Source organism: Lysinibacillus sp. FSL M8-0355 (assembly GCF_038008985.1).
Taxonomy (GTDB): Bacteria; Bacillota; Bacilli; order Bacillales_A; family Planococcaceae; genus Lysinibacillus; species Lysinibacillus fusiformis_D.
Genome location: NZ_JBBPAI010000001.1, coordinates 4,005,536 through 4,024,052, shown reverse-complemented (window position 1 = coordinate 4,024,052; position 18,517 = coordinate 4,005,536). Strand labels below are relative to the sequence as shown.

General features: G+C 36.9%; 18 protein-coding genes. 12 read left to right on the top strand and 6 right to left on the bottom strand.

The genetic code is table 11. The annotated features are described in order from the left end of the window. Positions 1–529 precede the first annotated feature (529 nt). Positions 530–1,456: a helix-turn-helix transcriptional regulator gene (locus MKY46_RS19630; protein WP_036118592.1), complete on the top strand. Its 927-nt coding sequence runs from the start codon at positions 530–532 to the stop codon at positions 1,454–1,456. A 65-nt stretch (positions 1,457–1,521) separates the two neighbouring features. Further along, entirely contained in the window at positions 1,522–2,265 is a 744-nt protein-coding gene (locus MKY46_RS19625; protein ID WP_051891583.1) for an effector binding domain-containing protein, read from the top strand. 18 nt (positions 2,266–2,283) lie between these two features. Here the strand turns inward: MKY46_RS19625 and MKY46_RS19620 are convergent, their stop codons facing one another. The 4 genes from MKY46_RS19620 to MKY46_RS19605 all read right to left on the bottom strand — a co-directional run bounded on the left by MKY46_RS19620 (position 2,284) and on the right by MKY46_RS19605 (position 5,937). After that, positions 2,284–3,192 (bottom strand): cation diffusion facilitator family transporter, encoded by a 909-nt coding sequence (locus tag MKY46_RS19620; RefSeq protein ID WP_036118586.1) that lies wholly within the window; start codon positions 3,190–3,192, stop codon positions 2,284–2,286. Between the two features lie 189 nt (positions 3,193–3,381). Beyond that, positions 3,382–4,701, bottom strand: a complete 1,320-nt coding sequence (locus MKY46_RS19615) for a hemolysin family protein (protein WP_170829877.1) — start codon at positions 4,699–4,701, stop codon at positions 3,382–3,384. A gap of 444 nt (positions 4,702–5,145) precedes the next feature. Next, the gene (locus MKY46_RS19610; protein WP_036118581.1) at positions 5,146–5,562 is read right to left on the bottom strand and encodes a hypothetical protein; all 417 of its coding nucleotides are present in this window, start codon (positions 5,560–5,562) and stop codon (positions 5,146–5,148) included. 171 nt (positions 5,563–5,733) lie between these two features. After that, positions 5,734–5,937: a YheE family protein gene (locus tag MKY46_RS19605; protein ID WP_036118579.1), complete on the bottom strand. Its 204-nt coding sequence runs from the start codon at positions 5,935–5,937 to the stop codon at positions 5,734–5,736. A 213-nt stretch (positions 5,938–6,150) separates the two neighbouring features. Between MKY46_RS19605 and MKY46_RS19600 the strand changes: the two genes are divergently transcribed. The 4 genes from MKY46_RS19600 (at position 6,151) to MKY46_RS19585 (ending at position 9,971) form a co-directional block, all read left to right on the top strand. Beyond that, the gene (locus MKY46_RS19600; protein WP_036118576.1) at positions 6,151–7,293 is read left to right on the top strand and encodes a DUF445 domain-containing protein; all 1,143 of its coding nucleotides are present in this window, start codon (positions 6,151–6,153) and stop codon (positions 7,291–7,293) included. A 15-nt stretch (positions 7,294–7,308) separates the two neighbouring features. Next, on the top strand, positions 7,309–7,656 hold the full coding sequence (locus MKY46_RS19595; protein ID WP_036118573.1) for a YlbF family regulator: 348 nt from the start codon (positions 7,309–7,311) through the stop codon (positions 7,654–7,656). 147 nt (positions 7,657–7,803) lie between these two features. Further along, entirely contained in the window at positions 7,804–8,466 is a 663-nt protein-coding gene (locus MKY46_RS19590; RefSeq protein WP_036118570.1) for a ribonuclease H family protein, read from the top strand. Positions 8,467–9,059: 593 nt separating this feature from the next. Next, on the top strand, positions 9,060–9,971 hold the full coding sequence (locus MKY46_RS19585) for a copper amine oxidase N-terminal domain-containing protein (protein WP_080717024.1): 912 nt from the start codon (positions 9,060–9,062) through the stop codon (positions 9,969–9,971). A 256-nt stretch (positions 9,972–10,227) separates the two neighbouring features. On the opposite strand, the gene MKY46_RS19580 is transcribed toward MKY46_RS19585, so the two are convergent. Beyond that, the gene (locus tag MKY46_RS19580) at positions 10,228–10,623 is read right to left on the bottom strand and encodes a hypothetical protein (RefSeq protein ID WP_036118100.1); all 396 of its coding nucleotides are present in this window, start codon (positions 10,621–10,623) and stop codon (positions 10,228–10,230) included. Positions 10,624–10,796: 173 nt separating this feature from the next. Here MKY46_RS19580 and MKY46_RS19575 point away from each other — a divergent pair, with 173 nt between their 5' ends. Beyond that, on the top strand, positions 10,797–12,302 hold the full coding sequence (locus tag MKY46_RS19575; protein ID WP_058843246.1) for a coproporphyrinogen III oxidase: 1,506 nt from the start codon (positions 10,797–10,799) through the stop codon (positions 12,300–12,302). A gap of 22 nt (positions 12,303–12,324) precedes the next feature. Here the strand turns inward: MKY46_RS19575 and MKY46_RS19570 are convergent, their stop codons facing one another. Next, positions 12,325–13,422, bottom strand: a complete 1,098-nt coding sequence (locus MKY46_RS19570) for a CdaR family transcriptional regulator (protein ID WP_036118094.1) — start codon at positions 13,420–13,422, stop codon at positions 12,325–12,327. Positions 13,423–13,586: 164 nt separating this feature from the next. Between MKY46_RS19570 and MKY46_RS19565 the strand changes: the two genes are divergently transcribed. The 5 genes from MKY46_RS19565 to MKY46_RS19545 all read left to right on the top strand — a co-directional run bounded on the left by MKY46_RS19565 (position 13,587) and on the right by MKY46_RS19545 (position 18,488). Further along, positions 13,587–14,726 carry a glycerate kinase gene (locus MKY46_RS19565; protein WP_036118091.1) on the top strand — a complete coding sequence of 380 codons (1,140 nt, stop codon included), beginning with the start codon at positions 13,587–13,589 and terminating at the stop codon, positions 14,724–14,726. Beyond that, a complete protein-coding gene (locus tag MKY46_RS19560; RefSeq protein WP_036118087.1) occupies positions 14,727–16,073 on the top strand; it encodes a GntP family permease in 1,347 nt (448 codons plus the stop codon). Between the two features lie 69 nt (positions 16,074–16,142). After that, complete coding sequence (locus tag MKY46_RS19555) at positions 16,143–17,333, top strand: MBL fold metallo-hydrolase (RefSeq protein WP_036118084.1); 1,191 nt, start codon at positions 16,143–16,145, stop codon at positions 17,331–17,333. After that, positions 17,320–17,568 carry a DUF3006 domain-containing protein gene (locus MKY46_RS19550; protein ID WP_036118080.1) on the top strand — a complete coding sequence of 83 codons (249 nt, stop codon included), beginning with the start codon at positions 17,320–17,322 and terminating at the stop codon, positions 17,566–17,568. Before MKY46_RS19555 ends, MKY46_RS19550 begins: the two co-directional genes overlap by 14 nt. Positions 17,569–17,699: 131 nt before the next feature. Continuing rightward, positions 17,700–18,488, top strand: a complete 789-nt coding sequence (locus tag MKY46_RS19545; protein WP_036118079.1) for an HAD family hydrolase — start codon at positions 17,700–17,702, stop codon at positions 18,486–18,488. The last annotated feature ends 29 nt before the right edge of the window (positions 18,489–18,517 follow it).

The window sequence follows — 18,517 nt, the reverse complement described above, 5'->3', positions numbered from 1 at the left end:
TAAACTCTAGTTCATTTTTGGTGAAAGGCTTCCTATATAGAGTGAAGGGCAAGAAAAGTGAACATCACGTAACTTTTCTATTAAAAATTTGATACTAGAAAAAAGCAATCAATGTTGTAGGATTTTCACAGGCGAGAGTCAAAGAATCCTGTAGTATATTGTCACACACCACGTCAAATCCCTTCATAGAAAGTATTCGCCGTTCATTATATAGAAGATAAAAGTTTTTTATGTTGTGTAAGAGAATTGAAATAATTGTTTAGGCGTTTATTATTAAACTATTCTTATAAAAAAATGAAATAGCATCGTATTGGGAAATAAAAGCTGGACATGTAGCCAAAGCATTGTATTTTCTTATATTGTAAAAATAGTATAATCATTGTAATAATTAATCAGGCGTTATTATAGTACATTTGTCTTAAATAAAACTCAAAAAGTACTTAAAAAATACTTAAAAAGATAGGTTGTTAGTAATTGAAACGAAAAGTTATATAGGAATTATGGGATATGGATGGAGGAGGATTTCGCTATGAAATTAGAACGTCTGCTAACAATGACGATGATTTTAATCAATCGAAAAAAAGTTAAGGCACAAGAACTAGCGGAGCTATTTAATGTATCCGTTCGGACGATTTATCGAGATATTGAAACACTTAGCTGTGCAGGTATCCCTGTTATTAGTCAACAAGGTGTGAATGGTGGCATTCATTTAATGGAGGGTTACCGTGTTGATAAACAAGTGTTGACGAAGGATGAGCTTATTTCACTTTCTACAGCTATTAAAAGTGCCTTGACTACCTATGAGGATTCGCACGCTGAAGCAGTTCTTGAAAAATTAACATGTATTGCTGATGACCAGGTCAAACAATCTATGGATCACCTTTTTGTAGATTTTAGTCCTTGGGGGCCGAACGTTCTTTTTAAAGAGCATATGACGACATTAAAGAATGCAATAGAGAGCATGCATTGTGTAAGCTTTTACTATTCTACTACGCATGGTGAACAAACAAGTCGGATAGTTGAACCTCATACAATTGTTCAGAAAGGAAAGACCTGGTATTTATATGCCTATTGCACATTAAGAAAGGACTTTCGTTTATTTAAACTTGCGAGAATCAAGAATTTATTGCAAGAGGAGACTATCTTTGAGCGTAAGGAAGTGAATTTAAGTGAGCTGCCATGGGGGAAAAAATGGCATCAACCACAAAACGTCGTCAATTTAGTTATTTTTTTTGATAAAGCCATCACAACATTGGTGGAGGAATCTTTTGGAGCAGAGTATATAGATCATGAGCAGTCTATCATTAATATTGCCATACCAGAGGATGAATGGCTTTATGGCTTCTTGCTTAGCTTTGGTCATCGTATAAAAATCATAGAACCGCTATATATAAGAGATATTATCCAAAAACGCGCACAAGAAATTGTCCTTTTATATAAAAATCAAGACAATTGATGACATACAGCTGTCAGGTTTCCTTTGCTATAGTAAGAACAAATAAAGCGAAAGGTGGAATGATGATGCAAAGCTATTGTCAAAGCTGTGGTATGCCATTAGTAGATGAGGCATTATTAGGTAGTGAAAAAGAAGGGCACAAAAGTCAGGAGTATTGTACATATTGTTATGAGGGAGGAGAGTTTAAACAACCTCAATTAACAGTGAAAGAAATGATCGAAATATGCGTACCACATCTTCAGGAAGATGGTATGCCTGAAAATGAGGCACGTCATATGCTGACATCCTTTTTACCAAGTTTAAAACGATGGAGAAAAGATGAATGGAAAGAGCCAAAAATGGTGGAATTGGAGTCCTTTCAAATCATAGGAATTTCAGCTCAAACAAGTAATGCAAATGAAATGACAGCACAAGCTAAAATCCCACAATTATGGGATCACTTTTACCAACAAAATATTTCAGGCCAAATAGCTGAACGTAAAAATAACAATATTTATGGTTTGTATTCAGACTATGAGACGGATGTGAATGGAGATTACGCCGTTACACTAGGTGTAGAAGTGTCAAGCAATGATGATGAAACACCAGCTGGTTTAGTCGTTAAAACGATGCCAACAGCTAAATATTTAGTTTTTACATCTGAGAAAGGAAGCTTGCCAGAGGTTGTTATCCAAGCTTGGCAAGAGATTTGGACATGGTTTGCAAATGCTACAGTTGAACGAACATATACAGGGGATTTTGAATTGTATGATGAACGATGCGCTAATCCACAAGAAGCACAGGTAGATATTTATATCGCCATTAAATAAAAACAAGTCTCCTACCAATTAATTGGTAGGAGACTTGTCGTCGTTTTGTGGAGGAATCAATTCTACATGGGGCTCGATATGCACAAGAACCTGACAAAAACGATTTTCGCGCATAATGGTATGCTCAATTTCTTCAGTAATGCGGTGACTTTCAAAAACATTTAAATAAGGGTCAACGGTAACCGTTATGTCGATGAAGTACATATTTCCATGTGCACGCCCTTTAAAGTCCAAGAGCTCGATTACACCATCCACATTACGGATTAAGACCGATAATGTCTCCACTTCATCAATATCAAATGCATCTGTCAGACTTTGAACAGCTTCCCAGAAGATTTCTACTGCTGTTTTAATAATTAAAAAGGCAACAATGAGGGCTGTCAGAGAATCGATGATCGGAAAGCCAAAAATAGCTCCAAAAATACCGATGGCTGTGCCGATACTGACAAGGGCATCCGAGCGATTATCAAATGCTGCTGCCTTAACAGCGGCACTTTTAATTTTTTTAGATAGTGCCAAATTATAGCGATAAACGACATACATGACAACGGCACTACCGATTGCTACATAAGCAGTTAACAGGGAAGGTGTTGTACCAGTTGGCTGCCATAAATTTTGTAAAGAATTAATAAGTACTTGGAGACCGACTACAAGCATAATGAATGATGCAACTAAAGAGGCAACCGTTTCAGCACGTAAATGTCCGTATTGGTGGTTAGAATCAGGCGGTCTTTGAGCAATGCGTAATCCAATCAGTACGGCGATGGAGGCGATGATATCCGTGGTATTGTTTAAACCATCTGCTTTTAATGCTTCTGATGTACCAATGTAGCCAATAGTAAGTTTGGCAGAGCTTAGGATTAGATATGTACCAATGGATAGCCAAGCACCTTTTTCCCCTTGCCGTAAATTTGTATAGAGCTCCATTTTGTTTCCCCCTCGCAAAACTTTCGGACATTAGAAAACGACTCCCTCTTAAAAAGGGAGTCGTTCGATCTATTTATTACGGTATTTGCTCCCATCTATAAGATGTGAAGGAAAGACCATATTTATAGCTCGGATTATACAAGCGTGATTTCAATAATACCATGACAAGTACAACGAGGCAATTCAATTTCAGTCCATGACTGCGTCAAATTCATTTGATAAATCACTTTCAGGTAATTTCAGAACTTCTAAGTATAAAATATGGTGCCCATCTAATTCTTTTGCGATAAATTCAAAACCTTGCTCCTGAATACTGTCTCCTTCGACTGCATCAAAACGCTTCGTCATGAACCAACCGCCGATCGTATCAATATCATCATCTTCTATGTCAGTACCTAGTATATCATTTACATTTTCAAGAAGCATCTTAGCATTTAAAATAAAATGATTTTCTGCAATTTCCTGTACTTCTGGGATTTCATCTTCATCGAATTCGTCTTGAATATCGCCGACAATTTCCTCAATAATATCTTCAATCGTCACTAGACCAGATGTTCCGCCATATTCATCCATTAAAATGGCCATATGAATACGTTCACGTTGAATTTTTAGTAACAAATCGTTAATTTGCGTTGTTTCCATCACTCGAATAATCGGTTGCATATAGTCCATAACAGGCTTATCACCATTTTTGGAGTCTTTAATGTAAGCGGTTAACAAATGCTTCATGTTGACTAAGCCGATAATATGGTCTTTATCTCCATCAAGAATTGGATAACGAGTATACTGCTCGACACCCATTAAATCGAACACTTCTTTAATTGTTAGCTCTTTTTCAATGCCGACAATTTCAGTCCGAGGAACCATAATTTCTTTTGCAAGACGATCTGAGAACTCAAAAATACTGTTAACATATTCATATTCTGAGTTATTAATTTCTCCACCTTTTAAACTATCCGATAAAATCATTCGCAGCTCTTCCTCTGTATGGGCTACTTCTGATTCTGACATCATTTTTAAGCCGAAAAGACCAGTTAAACCACGGGCAGATCCGTTTAATAACTTAATGATTGGATACGTAATATTGTGGAATAAAATTAATGGGCCAGATAAGTTTAATGTGACAAATTCTGCTTTTTGGATGGCTAATGTTTTTGGCGCCAACTCCCCAATAACAACATGCATAAACGTTACGATTGAGAATGCAAGTATGAATGAAAGGATAGATGTAATACTACCATTCAAATTTAGAAATTCAAACACTGGGTGCAAAATGATTTCGAATGTAGGTTCACCTAACCAACCTAAACCAAGTGCAGTGATGGTAATACCTAACTGACACGCAGATAAATACTCATCTAAATCTGAAACAACTCGTTTTGCATTTTTCGCTTTCTTATGCCCTTCTGCGAGCAATTGATCAATGCGGGTAGATCTCACTTTTACGATTGCAAATTCAGTTGCAACGAAAAATCCTGTCATTATAATTAGTAGGGCGAATGCCGCCAACCTAATGGTTATCTCCAATATGTCTCCGTCCAAATAATTCCTTTGTTCCCGCCCGAATGAGGGAAGTAAACAAAGTGTACACCTCCTATGATTTAAAAAATTGTTGGATGTCTCAATAATAAATTATTTAAAAGAAAAACACAAATATTGACAACGATTTTTTCGCTAGTTTTTCCAGTACCTTTTTGAAAAAAGTAACTAGATTCAAATACCAAAAGATTGTAATTGCCATAGCTATATGCTAACTTTAAAAAGAGCAAAGATAGTTTGTTTAGGGAAAGAAGCATTTTGCATCTCATATATTACGACACGTCAAAAAATCTCAAGAGTGCTTTAGCTTGCGGATTTTTTTAAATGAATTATTTTTTATAGCTAAAAGGGGAGTCTCGATTATTTGAGACTCCCCTTTTCTATGCAAAAAAAATGTTGCCATTTTTTACTCGGTTATTCTTGTTGGAACCGTAATTTTAAACATGCCTTTTCAACATCATGAATGGTTTCCTTACTAGGTATTACGCCTGTGAAGGGAGCAATAGATACAGGTGCTTTTTCTGTAATGCCCTGCTGTGTTAATACATAATTTTTTCCATTATACGTTAAATAGAACATTTTACTTGATTTCTTCCCGAAAGAGCTAGTAGAAGAATCAAAAAAGCCCTTTAATTGACTGCAATATTCATTGTAGAAGTCGCTTTTATAGCCAGAAAGTTCTTCGAATTTTTTACTATTCATAGTACCCGCTTCATCGGTTAGTTCGAATATTTTGGTTGAAAATTCTGAAAAAAATTCTTTTACTTTTGTACGAATTAATGCTTTTGAATTATAGCTGTTTAAGTCATCCGAAAGTGTGACTTTACTCATTGAAATGGCCCCCTGCATAAAAAACATTTACTATTAAGCTGATACCATAAATGTATAAGAAAAATATACAAATTTCAACATGAATCAACATAATTAGCTTAAAGGACGTGCTATTAGTTAGTAAATATAGGTAGTTTTATACGGAATTATTACGAAAAAATGACTACTTTTTTAGTCGTATACGTGGAACAGCATGAGTTCATGTATCATTTTTTTAACATCCTCTTCGTTTGGTGGAATTGGTCCTATCCATTGAATTGTCCCATCCTTTATATATTCAGCCTGATATCGTTGTCGTTGATAAAAAAATGAAATAGCCCACCCAGGAATTTGGGCATTGTAAAATAATGGTTTAAAACTGAAATGCTGAATCATCATCTAAACCTCGTTTCTATTGTATGTAGTTCATATTATTCAAGGATAATGGTAATTTTGCAACTATTCGCTTTTAGGATAGAAGTTAATAGCATAAGATTGGAAATTCTAAAGAGGATATTTCTTTCGTAGAAAATCATTGCTCTGCTATAATGAGTGCAGAAGGCGACAAAATACGCCAATCGTGAATACAATTGAAATGAGAGGATACTAATGGATAATTTTATCGTGACATTACTTTTTATGGCAATTATTGGGGCGGCAATTGGTGGCGTAACAAATCATCTGGCCATTAAAATGCTTTTTCGTCCACATAAAGCAATATATATTAAAAACTGGCGATTACCGTTTACGCCAGGTCTTATTCCAAAACGACGTGATGAATTAGCAAAACAGCTAGGTCTCACAGTAGTAAATTACTTATTAACGCCTGAAACATTTAGAAAGAAATTTTTCTCAAAAGATATTCAGGACAAAGTAGAACAATTTGTGCAAGCAAAGGTTGAAGAGACAGTCTTTACAAACGATAAAACCATTCAGGATTGGCTAAACTTAGCAGGATTTTCGCAACTGTCAGCTACCATTGAGCAGAAGGTTGAAGCGATAGTTGAGGGACAATTTTCGGCAGTAAAGAATACACTATCAACAAAATCAATTCGTTCTCTGCTATCTGATGATATTCAAAATACGATTGATGCTAAAATTCCTGTAGCGGTTCATCATATTTTAGAAAAAGGTGAGGATTACTTTTTATCACCAGAAGGCGAAATGACAATCAAGGCGATGATTGATGATTTTTTATCATCAAAAGGCTCTCTTGGTGGCATGATCAATATGTTTTTAGGTGATTCCTCCTCACTTGTTGGTAAAGTTCAACGTGAGCTTGTGAAGTTTTTACAAGCGCCAGGAACGTCAACATTACTAACAAAAATATTTACACAGGAATTGGAAAAATTAAAAGATCGACCAGCAATGGACTTTTTACAAGACGTTCAATTTGAACCAATTTTATCGAAATTACAAGTGTACGTGAAAGAGCAATTAGCAATCGCTGAACGTTTAAATCAACCGATTTCTTATTACTGGCCTGAAGGAAATGAGTGGGCGAAGTATACGGTGATTCCACAAGCTATAGAAAAAGCTTTTGTGAAAGCTGAGGAAAAACTTGAGGATGTACTAAAACGTTTAAACTTACAAGAGGTTGTTAGAGAGCAGGTAGACTCTTTCCCAGTAGAAAAATTAGAGGAGCTTGTATTAGGTATTTCAAAACGTGAGTTTAAAATGATTACCGTATTAGGTGCAGTTCTTGGTGGATTGATTGGGATTGTGCAAGGTTTAATTGTTTACTTTATTTAAAAGGAGAATGTATGAATGATTAATATTTATAATGACATTAATGCGTTAGAGGCAACTTTTCGGAAGATTCCTGAGTTTGAAGCTTTAAAAGCTGCAGTTGAAGTTGTAAAGAATGATGAAGAGGCATTAAATGTCTTTAAAAACTTCCGTAAAATCCAAATTGATTTACAGAAAAAACAATTAGCAGGTGAGGATATACTGGAAGATGAGCTTGTCTATGCACAAAAAGCAGCACAGCTTGCACAGCAAAATGAAAAAATCTCAACGATGCTTGAGTCAGAAATGAAGTTAAGTAAAGTAATCGAAGAAGTGAATCGCATTTTAATAAAACCTATTCAAGGTTTATACGAAGGAATTCAATAAATAAAAATGTGATAAATTGCAATTTAAAAAGGAATAATTGTCCTCGGAATTGCACATATAACAAGTAAGAAGAAAACGTGTATCCGCAAGTGGTCGGTACACGTTTTTACTTTATGTATAAGTTAGGGAGTATCGGAGGTTATGATTATGCATGTCATCATTGAATGGACTTATAAAACACCAAAAGGAGCAACAACTGTTTTACGTTCAGCTGAAATGCCTGCTGCTCAAGCATTATTACTAGCAGAGGATATGGAAAGAACGGGAAGAGTAAAATCGTTACATTGCATAGATCGGCAAGATACCAATTGGTCACTGAAAGAGCTAAAAGCCTATTTAAAGGAAATAGAGACGGAGCCGCATAATATTACTGTCTATTTTGATGGTGGGTTTGACCTTGGGACAAGGCAGGCAGGGTTAGGATGTGCCATTTATTATGAACAAAATGGTAAACCTTTCCGATTAAGAAAAAATGCCTTTTCGTCTGAACTAAAATCAAACAATGAAGCAGAGTATGCGGCACTTTATTTAGGCTTAGTGGAGCTAGAATTGTTAAATGTTCACCATTTGCCTGTGAAAATTATAGGAGATTCGCAAGTAGTCATCAATCAGTTAAATGGGGAATGGCCTGCTTTAGAAAAGGAGTTAGCAAGCTGGGCAGATAAAATCGATGCCAAGCTAGAGCAGTTTAACATTCAACCAGAATATCAGCTGGTCTCCCGTAAAGATAATGCTGAAGCGGATCGTCTTGCTACACAAGCGTTAAATGGTATAGATATTACGGGCTTGAGAGAGATTGTAAAAGACTAACGAAGAAGAGGAGGCAGTAGTGACTGTTACCTCTTCATAGTGTTGAAAAACAAAACCATCCATAGAATTTTTGCAAAAGGTGAACATGGATTTCCGTTGCAGGCTACTTGCTTTCCTGTGGGTGAGCGGGAGTCAAGTAGCCTTCCACTTCAATTCATAAAAATGTTTCTTATTAGTAAAGGTTTTGAAATAAAGTGAAGTATTCACTTTAGTAAAGGTTTTGAAATAAAGAGAAGGTATTCACTACTCTTTCTGGAGGGGGTGTCACTCATCGCTTCTCCACATTGACAATAAGAGACTATCCTTTCTCTACTCATAAAAAATAATGAGTTATTTTCACTACGGCTCGTATGAAAGATAAGGAAAGGACACTTTTGTACATGGTTGATTGGAGTGAACGCAGTGAGTGAAGCTTGCTCATCGGATGCCCCCTGGAAAGAACACTGGCAGAACGGACATCAACCATCGCCTTTCAAAATGACTGTTTCTGCTGATGACATCACCTTTTTTCATAAATTTCTCTGCTTATGATGAAACTTTTCCCATTTTAAAACTACTACTCCTTTGAACTCAAACAATAAGGAGAGATTTTTATGAACATGAAAAAGTTAGCACCAGTGGCAATGACTGCATTATTATTTGGAAGTGCCATGGTGCCAGTAGCTTCAGCAAATGAGCAGCATGCTACAGAAGCAGAAGTACCACAAATTCAAATAGATCCAGTACACATTTTCAATAATACGCGTGGTACTGTGGAAGATGTTCGTGTTGGAGAAAACATTACATACTACACTGTAAAAGACGGCGAGCAAATAAATGTATTAGAAATGACGAAAGATACTCTTGTGTTTGACAATACAGGTAAGAAAGTGGATCTTCAAAAAGGAGATAAAGTAATCGCTTATACATTTGCCAACAAGCCTCAAAAATATATTTATCCACCACAATTCAATCCTGAGGTTGTCATTGTAGAATCAGAAGAAGTTGGCTTTGTTGAAGTTGATTATTTCTTTGAGGATTTAACGAATACGTATGATATGTTAAAACTAAATATCGGTAATGAAACAGAGCTATTAAACGCAAAAAGTGAAAAAGTAGAGGCTAAAGATTTAACAGAGAAGCACCTAGTTGTTTTCTATACAGCCTCTACTAAAAGTATTCCAGCACAAACAACACCATCTAAAGTGATTGTACTGGATGATTATCCCGCAACTACGACGAATCCAGTAAATGAAGAAATTGATAAAATTATCACATCAGACTCTTACGAAGTAGCTGGTACAAAAATGGTGCCATTACGTATAATTGCTGAAAAGCTTGGCTTCAAAGTGGACTCAACTGGTAAAGGGGCTATTCTTACAAAGGGAAATATGTCTTACACATTGACGCGTGGAGAAACAACATTTGGCTATAATAAAGCATTACGCACACTAAAAGTAGCACCAACACTGAAAGACACAAAAACCTATGTACCGGTTGAATTTGTTGAAGAATATTTAAAATAAAAGATTAAAGATGATATCAATAGCTGAAAAAGTCTTTTTGACCAAGGCAAAAGGTTGATTTTCGCTCCGCCAACGTCCTTTCCATGGACGTCCGACTCTGGGAGGATAGCGAGACGGCGAAACTGATTTTGTTCGGCGTAAAAGCAGCAAGTAAGTGGCCTAAAACGAAAAGCCTTTTTCGAAAGTTTATTGTTTGTTTTTTAACACTAGGAGAGTATGCCGAAAGTTTTTGGCATACTCTTTTCATTTGTGGTCATTATGCTATTGCTATGGGATAGTAGTTTTTCAAGGAAGCATAGGTAGGATACCTTTTTGCAAATTGTTGAAGACATTGCTTAAAAGACACTGTATTCATAAAATTTTTGGCTAATGTCATTTCATCTGAATACAGTAAAAATTGCTGGGAGTGTTGTTGAATAAATTCTCTTGCTTTTTCATAGTGCTCATTGATAGAGATGGCACCATAAATGTCTTGTTGGTTGATTATATAGATAAAATCACAAAGAACATGATGTGTGCCATATCTAAATAAAACCGTTACATATAATGTTTTTTCATCACAACGTTCTAAGTCAAACTGGTGAAATGTTATTTCTATTTGATGTATAAAGCGAGAAATGTCTATTCGGTTGCTATTTTTTAAAATAAACACTATCAACACCACCTTTTTAAAAATTATAATGATAAAGAAATAGTTTGTCTATTTGAAAATTGAATATTCTGTTATTTTAGGATTGTAATTGTTACTTTGCTTAAAGACATAGAAATTTGTTAAACTTAAATCTGCACTATATCTGGAATAAGAAAAGAAGAGAGCGAAATAAGATGAAAATTATTCACATAGATCAAAAATATCCTGAGGATTGGATAAGGGTATTAAATCATATAGCGAATTTATTTTTTGAGGACTCCAAGCTGAAGGTAGAACCAGAGGGAGCAGATATGTCTGCATCATTTGATTATCAGACTGGGGACGATTTTTCCATTTCTACAAAAGCCGTATTGACTGTAGATGGGCAGCAATATACAAATGAATATAGCATTCAATATGAATCAGCAGCGACTGATCGTGAGCTAAATATTCGTATGAAACGTGCATTATCACATGTATTTTTAAATGTGCTTGAGCAGCATACGGGGATGCATCAGCAATGGGGGATTTTAACAGGTGTGCGCCCAACAAAGCTTTATCATAAATTTAGAAAAGAAGGGAAAAGTGAACAAGAGATTGCTGATCTTTTGATTCGAGATTTCCGTTTATCAGAGGACAAGGTGGCACTATTAAAGGAAATTGTGGAACGACAATTAGTAACCATTCCTGATATAGATGAGATTGGGCAAGAGATTAGTGTTTATATCGGCATTCCATTCTGTCCGACGAAGTGCGCGTATTGTACTTTCCCAGCCTATGCGATTGGTAGTAACCGTAAGCAAGGTCGTGTGGCAACCTTTTTAGATGGCTTGCATATTGAGTTGCGCGAAATGGGCAAATGGTTAAAGGACAATAATATGAAAATCACCTCTATCTATTGGGGAGGCGGCACACCAACTTCAATTGAGGCAGATGAAATGGACGCCTTATATCAAACAATGTATGAGTCTTTCCCAAATCCCGAAACAATTCGAGAGGTGACTGTTGAAGCCGGCAGACCAGATACAATCACACCTGAAAAATTAGAGGTACTAAAAAAATGGGGCATTGATCGTATTAGCGTTAACCCGCAATCATATACAGATGAAACATTAAAAGCAATTGGTCGTCATCATACGGTTCAGGAAACCATTGATAAGTTTTGGCTTGCACGAGAATCAGGTATGAACAATATTAATATGGATCTCATTATTGGATTACCGAATGAAGGGGTAGACGAGTTCCAGCATTCTTTAGAAGAATCTGCTAAGATGCAGCCAGAATCATTAACGGTTCATACGCTATCATTTAAACGAGCGTCAGAGATGACACGTAATAAGGATAAATACAAAGTAGCGGATCGCGATACAGTGGCCGAAATGATGGAAATGGCACAGGTTTGGACTAAAGAAAATGACTATGTTCCATATTATTTATACCGTCAAAAAAATATTTTAGGTAATTTAGAAAATGTCGGCTATAGTAAGGCTGGTGAAGAAAGTATCTACAATATTGTGATTATGGAAGAGGTGCAGACAATCTTAGGGATTGGCTGTGGAGCATCCTCTAAATTTGTTCATCCTGAGACAGGAAGAATTACGCAATTCCACAATCCGAAAGATCCAGCAGCCTATATTATGACCTTTGAAGAGGCTATTGGGAAAAAAATAGAGTTTTTAGATGAATTATATAAAGCATAAAGGTAAAGGCAATCTGCGTTGTTCAGGTTGCCTTCATTATTTGTAGTGTTCGCAATGTACAGGCCATTTTTAAAATAACGGCATCCTCGAAATATTGTGGGTCGTAGCCTGTCATTTCTCTTATTTTATTTAATCGGTAGGTAAGCGTATGACGATGAATAGCCAGTTGTTGTGCACAAAGCTTTAATTGTAAATTACAGTCAAAAAATGATTGTAATGTTTCCAACTGTTTAGCATCCATATTTTTCAGTATACGATGATGAAATGCTTGTACTTCTTCTGATTCTCGAGGCTTAAAAAGAGAAAATAACTCGACATCTTCAAAAAAGGTTAATTCATTCTGGACTGTTGCAAATTCTAGCGCTGTTCTTGCGCCTTGGTAGCTATAGGGAAGCTGTGATAGATGTTGCACAACAGGACCAATACCTATTTGAAGGGAAGGCAGCTTCTGTTTCTGTTTGCGTAGCGCTTTGATAATGGGACGACAACTCTGTTCTTCACAATTTGTCAGCAGAATATAGTATTCTTGCAATTGGCTATGGCCGGCAAGAATAGGCTGTTTATAAAATAAATCCTCAAAAAAGAGGGGAATTGAATTTTCTACGTAAGATGTCTCATTAAAGCTCACTAAAATCACTTGAAAGGGAGCTTTTAGAGCAAAGGGTAATTTTTGAATTCGTTCATTTAAGGCTGCATCTAACTTACTACCATGAACAAGTGCTTCAAATATATAATCATTATTTTTTCGTTGCCATTCACTTTTAGATTCAACAATGGCTTGGTGTGTCATAATTTCTGTTGTGAGTTGTACAAGATTGGCAATTTCAAACATATCCTCAGACTCTCCTGTGATGCCAATAACCCCTACTACTTCATCCTGATACATGATTGGCATATTAATGCCTGGTTTTGTGTTCGGATACTGCTCGATATTTTCTTCGTTAATAATTAATGTCTCTTTTGTTTGTGTCACATGAAGGGCACCTTCATGAATATTTTCCACCCTCATTTTATCGCCAGAGGCTAAAATCACGCCACTTGGGCTAATGACGTTAATATTGTGGCGCAAACGTAGCATCGTTTGATGTACGATTTCTTCTGCTAATTTTTTCGTCAACATGTTTATACACCTCGCATAAAAAACAGCCTGTTATAGGACAGTTAAATTGTACACCCATTATAATGTTTTCTGAATTTATTGTCATTATAATAAATTGTAAGCGCTTAACTTAGGATATGAAAATTTACGTAAATGTCAATGGACGACATAAGTGGAGGTATAGCATGAAGGTCATCATTAGTCCAGATTCCTACAAGGGTACTCTGTCAGCAGTTGAAGTAGCAAAATCAATGCAGGAAGGAATCCTGGATGCGGATCAATCGATTGAAACAATCGTATTACCAGTTGCAGATGGGGGAGAAGGCACGCTACAATCACTGATTGCCTCTACAGAAGGTCAATATTTTTCTGTAAACGTCCTAGATCCATTGGGAAGGGCAATTCAGGCTCAATATGGAGTGTTGGGGGATCAAGTAACATGTGTTATAGAAATGGCCCAAGCATCTGGCATTATGCTGCTACAAGATAATGAGAAAAATCCAGAGCTAGCTACATCTTATGGCACTGGCCAGTTAATTAAAGCCGCACTCGATCAAGGCTATAGAAAGTTTATTATCGGCATTGGTGGAAGTGCCACGAATGATGCTGGGATTGGAATGTTACAGGCATTAGGCGTTCGATTAATGACGGAGGATGGTTCAGAGCTAGAGGCTGGAGTTTCTAATTTAGTGAAATTAAATGTTATAGATATTAGCCAGCTAGATGCTAGATTAGCCGAGGCGACATTTACAATAGCCTGTGATGTTGATAATCCGCTCATTGGTGAACGAGGGGCAACAGCCATTTTTGGTCCACAAAAAGGTGTCCGAAAACAGCAGATTGCCGAATTTGATCGCTGTTTAAAGCATTTTGCAGATATTGTTGAAGCCCAATTTTCCATTCGGCTGCATGATTATAAAGGTGCGGGAGCTGCTGGGGGAATGGGTGGTGCTTTAATCGCATTTTTAAATGGAACATTTTATGCAGGGATTGATATTGTATTAGATGCTGTACAGCTTCAGGCACATTTAGTAGAGGCACAGTTTGTGATAACAGGAGAAGGTAAATCCGATCTACAAACATTACATGGTAAGGCACCATTGGGTGTGGCAAAGGCTGCTAGACTTGCTAAGGTAGAGGCATTGTTATTATCGGGAGGAATCGATGGAAAGGCAAAGGCAGCTCTGCAAGAGTATTTTTCAGTTGTCGAATCTTTAGTAGATGAGGAGACTAGTGTGCAGCAGGCGATGCAAGATCCTACTCACTATATTCGCTTAAAAACTAAGAGATTGATTGAGCGTACCATACAAAAGGGGGATGACTAGATGTTGTTCATCATTATTTTAATAGGGGTATTATTTGTTGTACTGGGGACGGCTAAGTTAAAGCTTCACCCGTTTTTAGCGCTATTAATTAGTGCTTTCTTTGTTGGAATGGCATCAGGGATGCCATTATTATCAGTCGTTGAAAGCATTAATACTGGATTTGGTGGCTTGATGACAAGCATTGGCTTAGTTATTATCGCTGGTACGATTATAGGCTTAATATTAGAAAAGTCAGGTGCTGCCTATCGAATGGCGGAAGTCGTGTTAAGAATTGTAGGGCCAAAGCGTCCTCAATTAGCGATGTCTTTAATTGGCTATATCGTGTCCATTCCAGTGTTTTGTGATTCAGGCTTTATTATTTTATCTAGCTTGCAAAAATCATTGGCAAAGCGAGCAAATGTCACAATTGCTTCAATGGCAGTAGCTTTAGCAACGGGCTTATTTGCTACACATGTATTAGTGCCACCAACCCCAGGACCTATTGCAGCAGCAGGGAATATTGGTGCTGCGGATTATTTAGGAACGGTCATTGTCATTGGTTTATTAGTAGCGATACCAGCGACATTTGTAGGTTATCTATGGTCGGTGAAAGTGGCGACAAAGATTCGAGTACCCGAAGATGAGGTAGAGGCATTAGATTATGAGGAAGTGATTAAATCTTTTGGCAAAATGCCGTCAACATTTAAAGCCTTTTTGCCAATCGTTTTACCAATTGTGTTAATTGGTCTAGGTTCTATAGCAGCATTAGTTGGTGATACAGAATCGACATTCAATACAATCTTTAAATTTTTAGGTTCACCAACAGTAGCTTTATTTTTAGGTGTAGCATCGGCATTTTTATTATTACCTGAAATTAGTGAAACGACATTAACGGGCTGGATTGGTGAAAGCTTAAAAGAAGCGGCTCCTATTTTACTTATTACAGGAGCTGGCGGTTCATTTGGAACTGTTATTAAAAATGCTGGTGTTGGAGAAATGCTTCAGGAAATGGATTTAGGCATGTTTGCATCAGGTACATTATTCCTTCTTGTGCCATTTATTGTAGCGGCAGCATTGAAAACAGCTCAAGGTTCTTCCACAACGGCACTTGTGATCACCTCTACTTTAGTAGCGCCAATGCTTGTAACATTAGGAATTGAGGGAGCGGTACCGTTAGCATTAGTGGTGATGGCAATTGGTGCTGGAGCAATGACAGTTAGTCATGTGAACGACAGCTTTTTCTGGGTAATTACACAGTATAGTGGCATGGAAGTCACACAGGCCTATAAAGCACAAACGGTCGCAACTTTATTGCAGGGTCTTGTCACAATTACAATTACGATGATTTTATGGTGGATATTCGTTTAAAGAAGAAGGAGAGCGGCCCATGGCTAGCTCTCTTTTTGTATAATAGAAAAAGAGAAAGGAAGTTAGTTGATGAAAAAGATAATAGTATTGCTCCTTTGTATTTTTTTAATAGCAGGCTGTACTGAGGCAATCAAGCCAGAGAAAATGGCTGTAACGGCTGGTCATGATATGCGCGTTCATTTTATTGATGTGGGTCAAGGGGATTCTATATTGATTGAATCACCAAATGGTAAAACAATGCTTGTGGATGGAGGAGTGAAAGGTGCAGGGCAGCAGATTGTCTCTTATTTAAAGGAACTTGGAGTGAGCAAGCTCGATGTAGTTGTAGCGACACACCCAGATGCAGATCATATTGGCGGTCTCATTCCTGTGTTAAATTCACTTACGATTGAGCAATTTTATGATTCGGGTAAAGTACATACATCCCAAACCTTTGAAGAAATGCTGACACTAATTGATGAAAAAAATATCCCTTATTATGTGCCAAAAACAGGTGAAACTATTGAGTTTGATAAGGATGTAACTGTGAAAGTATTGAATGCGAATGAGCAGGCATCAGATAATAATGATGCTTCCATTGTTTTAAAAATGACTTATAGCAATGTCTCTTTTTTATTAACAGGAGATGCTGGAGTAGCATTAGAAAAAGAAATGCTGCAGTATGATGTAACAGCAACTGTTCTGAAGGCAGGGCATCATGGCTCTAACACAAGTAGCTCACAGGAATTCATTCGGGCTGTAAAACCAGAAGTCACGATATTAAGTTACGGGGAAGATAATAAATATGGCCATCCACATGCAGAAGTAGTAGATCGTTTGCAGGCTATTGGTAGTAAAATCTATGCTACAGCGGATTTAGGAACGATTACGGTATCCACAGATGGGGTAAACTATACAGTGAATGGGAAGGAAACTTCTAAAGTGGAAACTAGCAAAAAAACTACCGAAATAGAAGTATCCGCTCCAGCTATTGAGATCGTCAGCAAGGATTTAGTTACTGAAATTGTAGGCATTAAAAATAATGGACAACAAGCTGTTTCTTTAAAGGATTGGCAGCTTGTTTCAATTGAAGGGAATCAAGTGTTTAATTTTCCAAATCTCACTTTACAGCCAGGGAAAATAATTTATATTACAAGTGGAGCTAATGCAAGAGAAGGGCAAAATTATTTGAAATGGACAACTAAACAGATTTGGTTAAATGATGGAGATGCTGCGCAATTACGCAATGAGAAAGGGGAACTTGTCAGTGAGCTCGAGTAAATACACATTAGACCGTATTGAAGATGGCTATGCGATTTTCTTAATGTTTCCAGAGGAAGAGGAACAACTCATTATTTCACAGTCAGCCATGAACAAGCCAGTGCAAGTAGGTGATCGTGTGCAGATAGAAGAAAAAGATGGCATTTACTATATTGAAATTTTACAAGATGAAACACAACAAAAAAGAGCAGACATTCAAAGTTTAATGAACCGTTTGCGTAATAAACATAATTAATAGATGACAAGCTGTGAAGATTTGACGCACAGCTTGTTTTTAGATAGAGGAATTGTACTTAATTTGTTATCCTAAATATTTTGAAAATATGCTAAAATAGTAGTATTAATCGTGAGCTAGGAGCGGACAAAATGTCGATAAATACAATTATTTTTGATTTAGATGATACATTACTATGGGATAAAAAATCGGTCAAAACAGCATTTGAAAAAACATGTGACTATGCTGCAACAGTACATCATGTGAACCCTGCTGAGCTAGAGGAAGCGGTTCGTCGAGAGGCACGTGCTTTATATGAAGGTTATGAAACATATGATTATACCGTTTTAATTGGTATTAATCCGTTTGAAGGTCTTTGGGGAACTTTTGATGACGCTACAGATTCTTTCAAAAAAATGAAAGAAATTGTTCCTAGTTATCGTGCAGCGGCTTGGACAAAAGGGTTAGCTGCTCTTGGTATTGAGGATACAGCGTTTGGAGCCGAGCTAGGAGAGCGCTTTGTAGCCGAGCGTAAAGTAGCGCCATTTTTATACGAAGATACTTTTGCGGTGTTAGATGAATTAAAAGGAAAATATCAGCTTGTCTTGCTAACAAATGGTGCACCAAGTCTGCAAAACTTAAAACTAGAAATCACTCCAGAAATTGCCCCCTATTTTGATCACATTATTATTTCGGGAGACTTTGGTAAAGGGAAGCCGGATGCGTCCATTTTTGAATATGTTATGGAAAAAGTAGGAATTACCGCTGATGAGGCCATTATGGTTGGCGATAATTTGAATACCGATATTTTAGGCTCATCACGTGTGGGTATGCGCAATGTATGGATTAATCGTGAAAACCATATTGCTGATGGTGCTGTGATACCTTCCTATGAGGTAGACTCTTTGACAGCATTGATGGAGCTTGTAAATAAGCTATAATATAAAAATGTACTGATCCCTCATGGAGT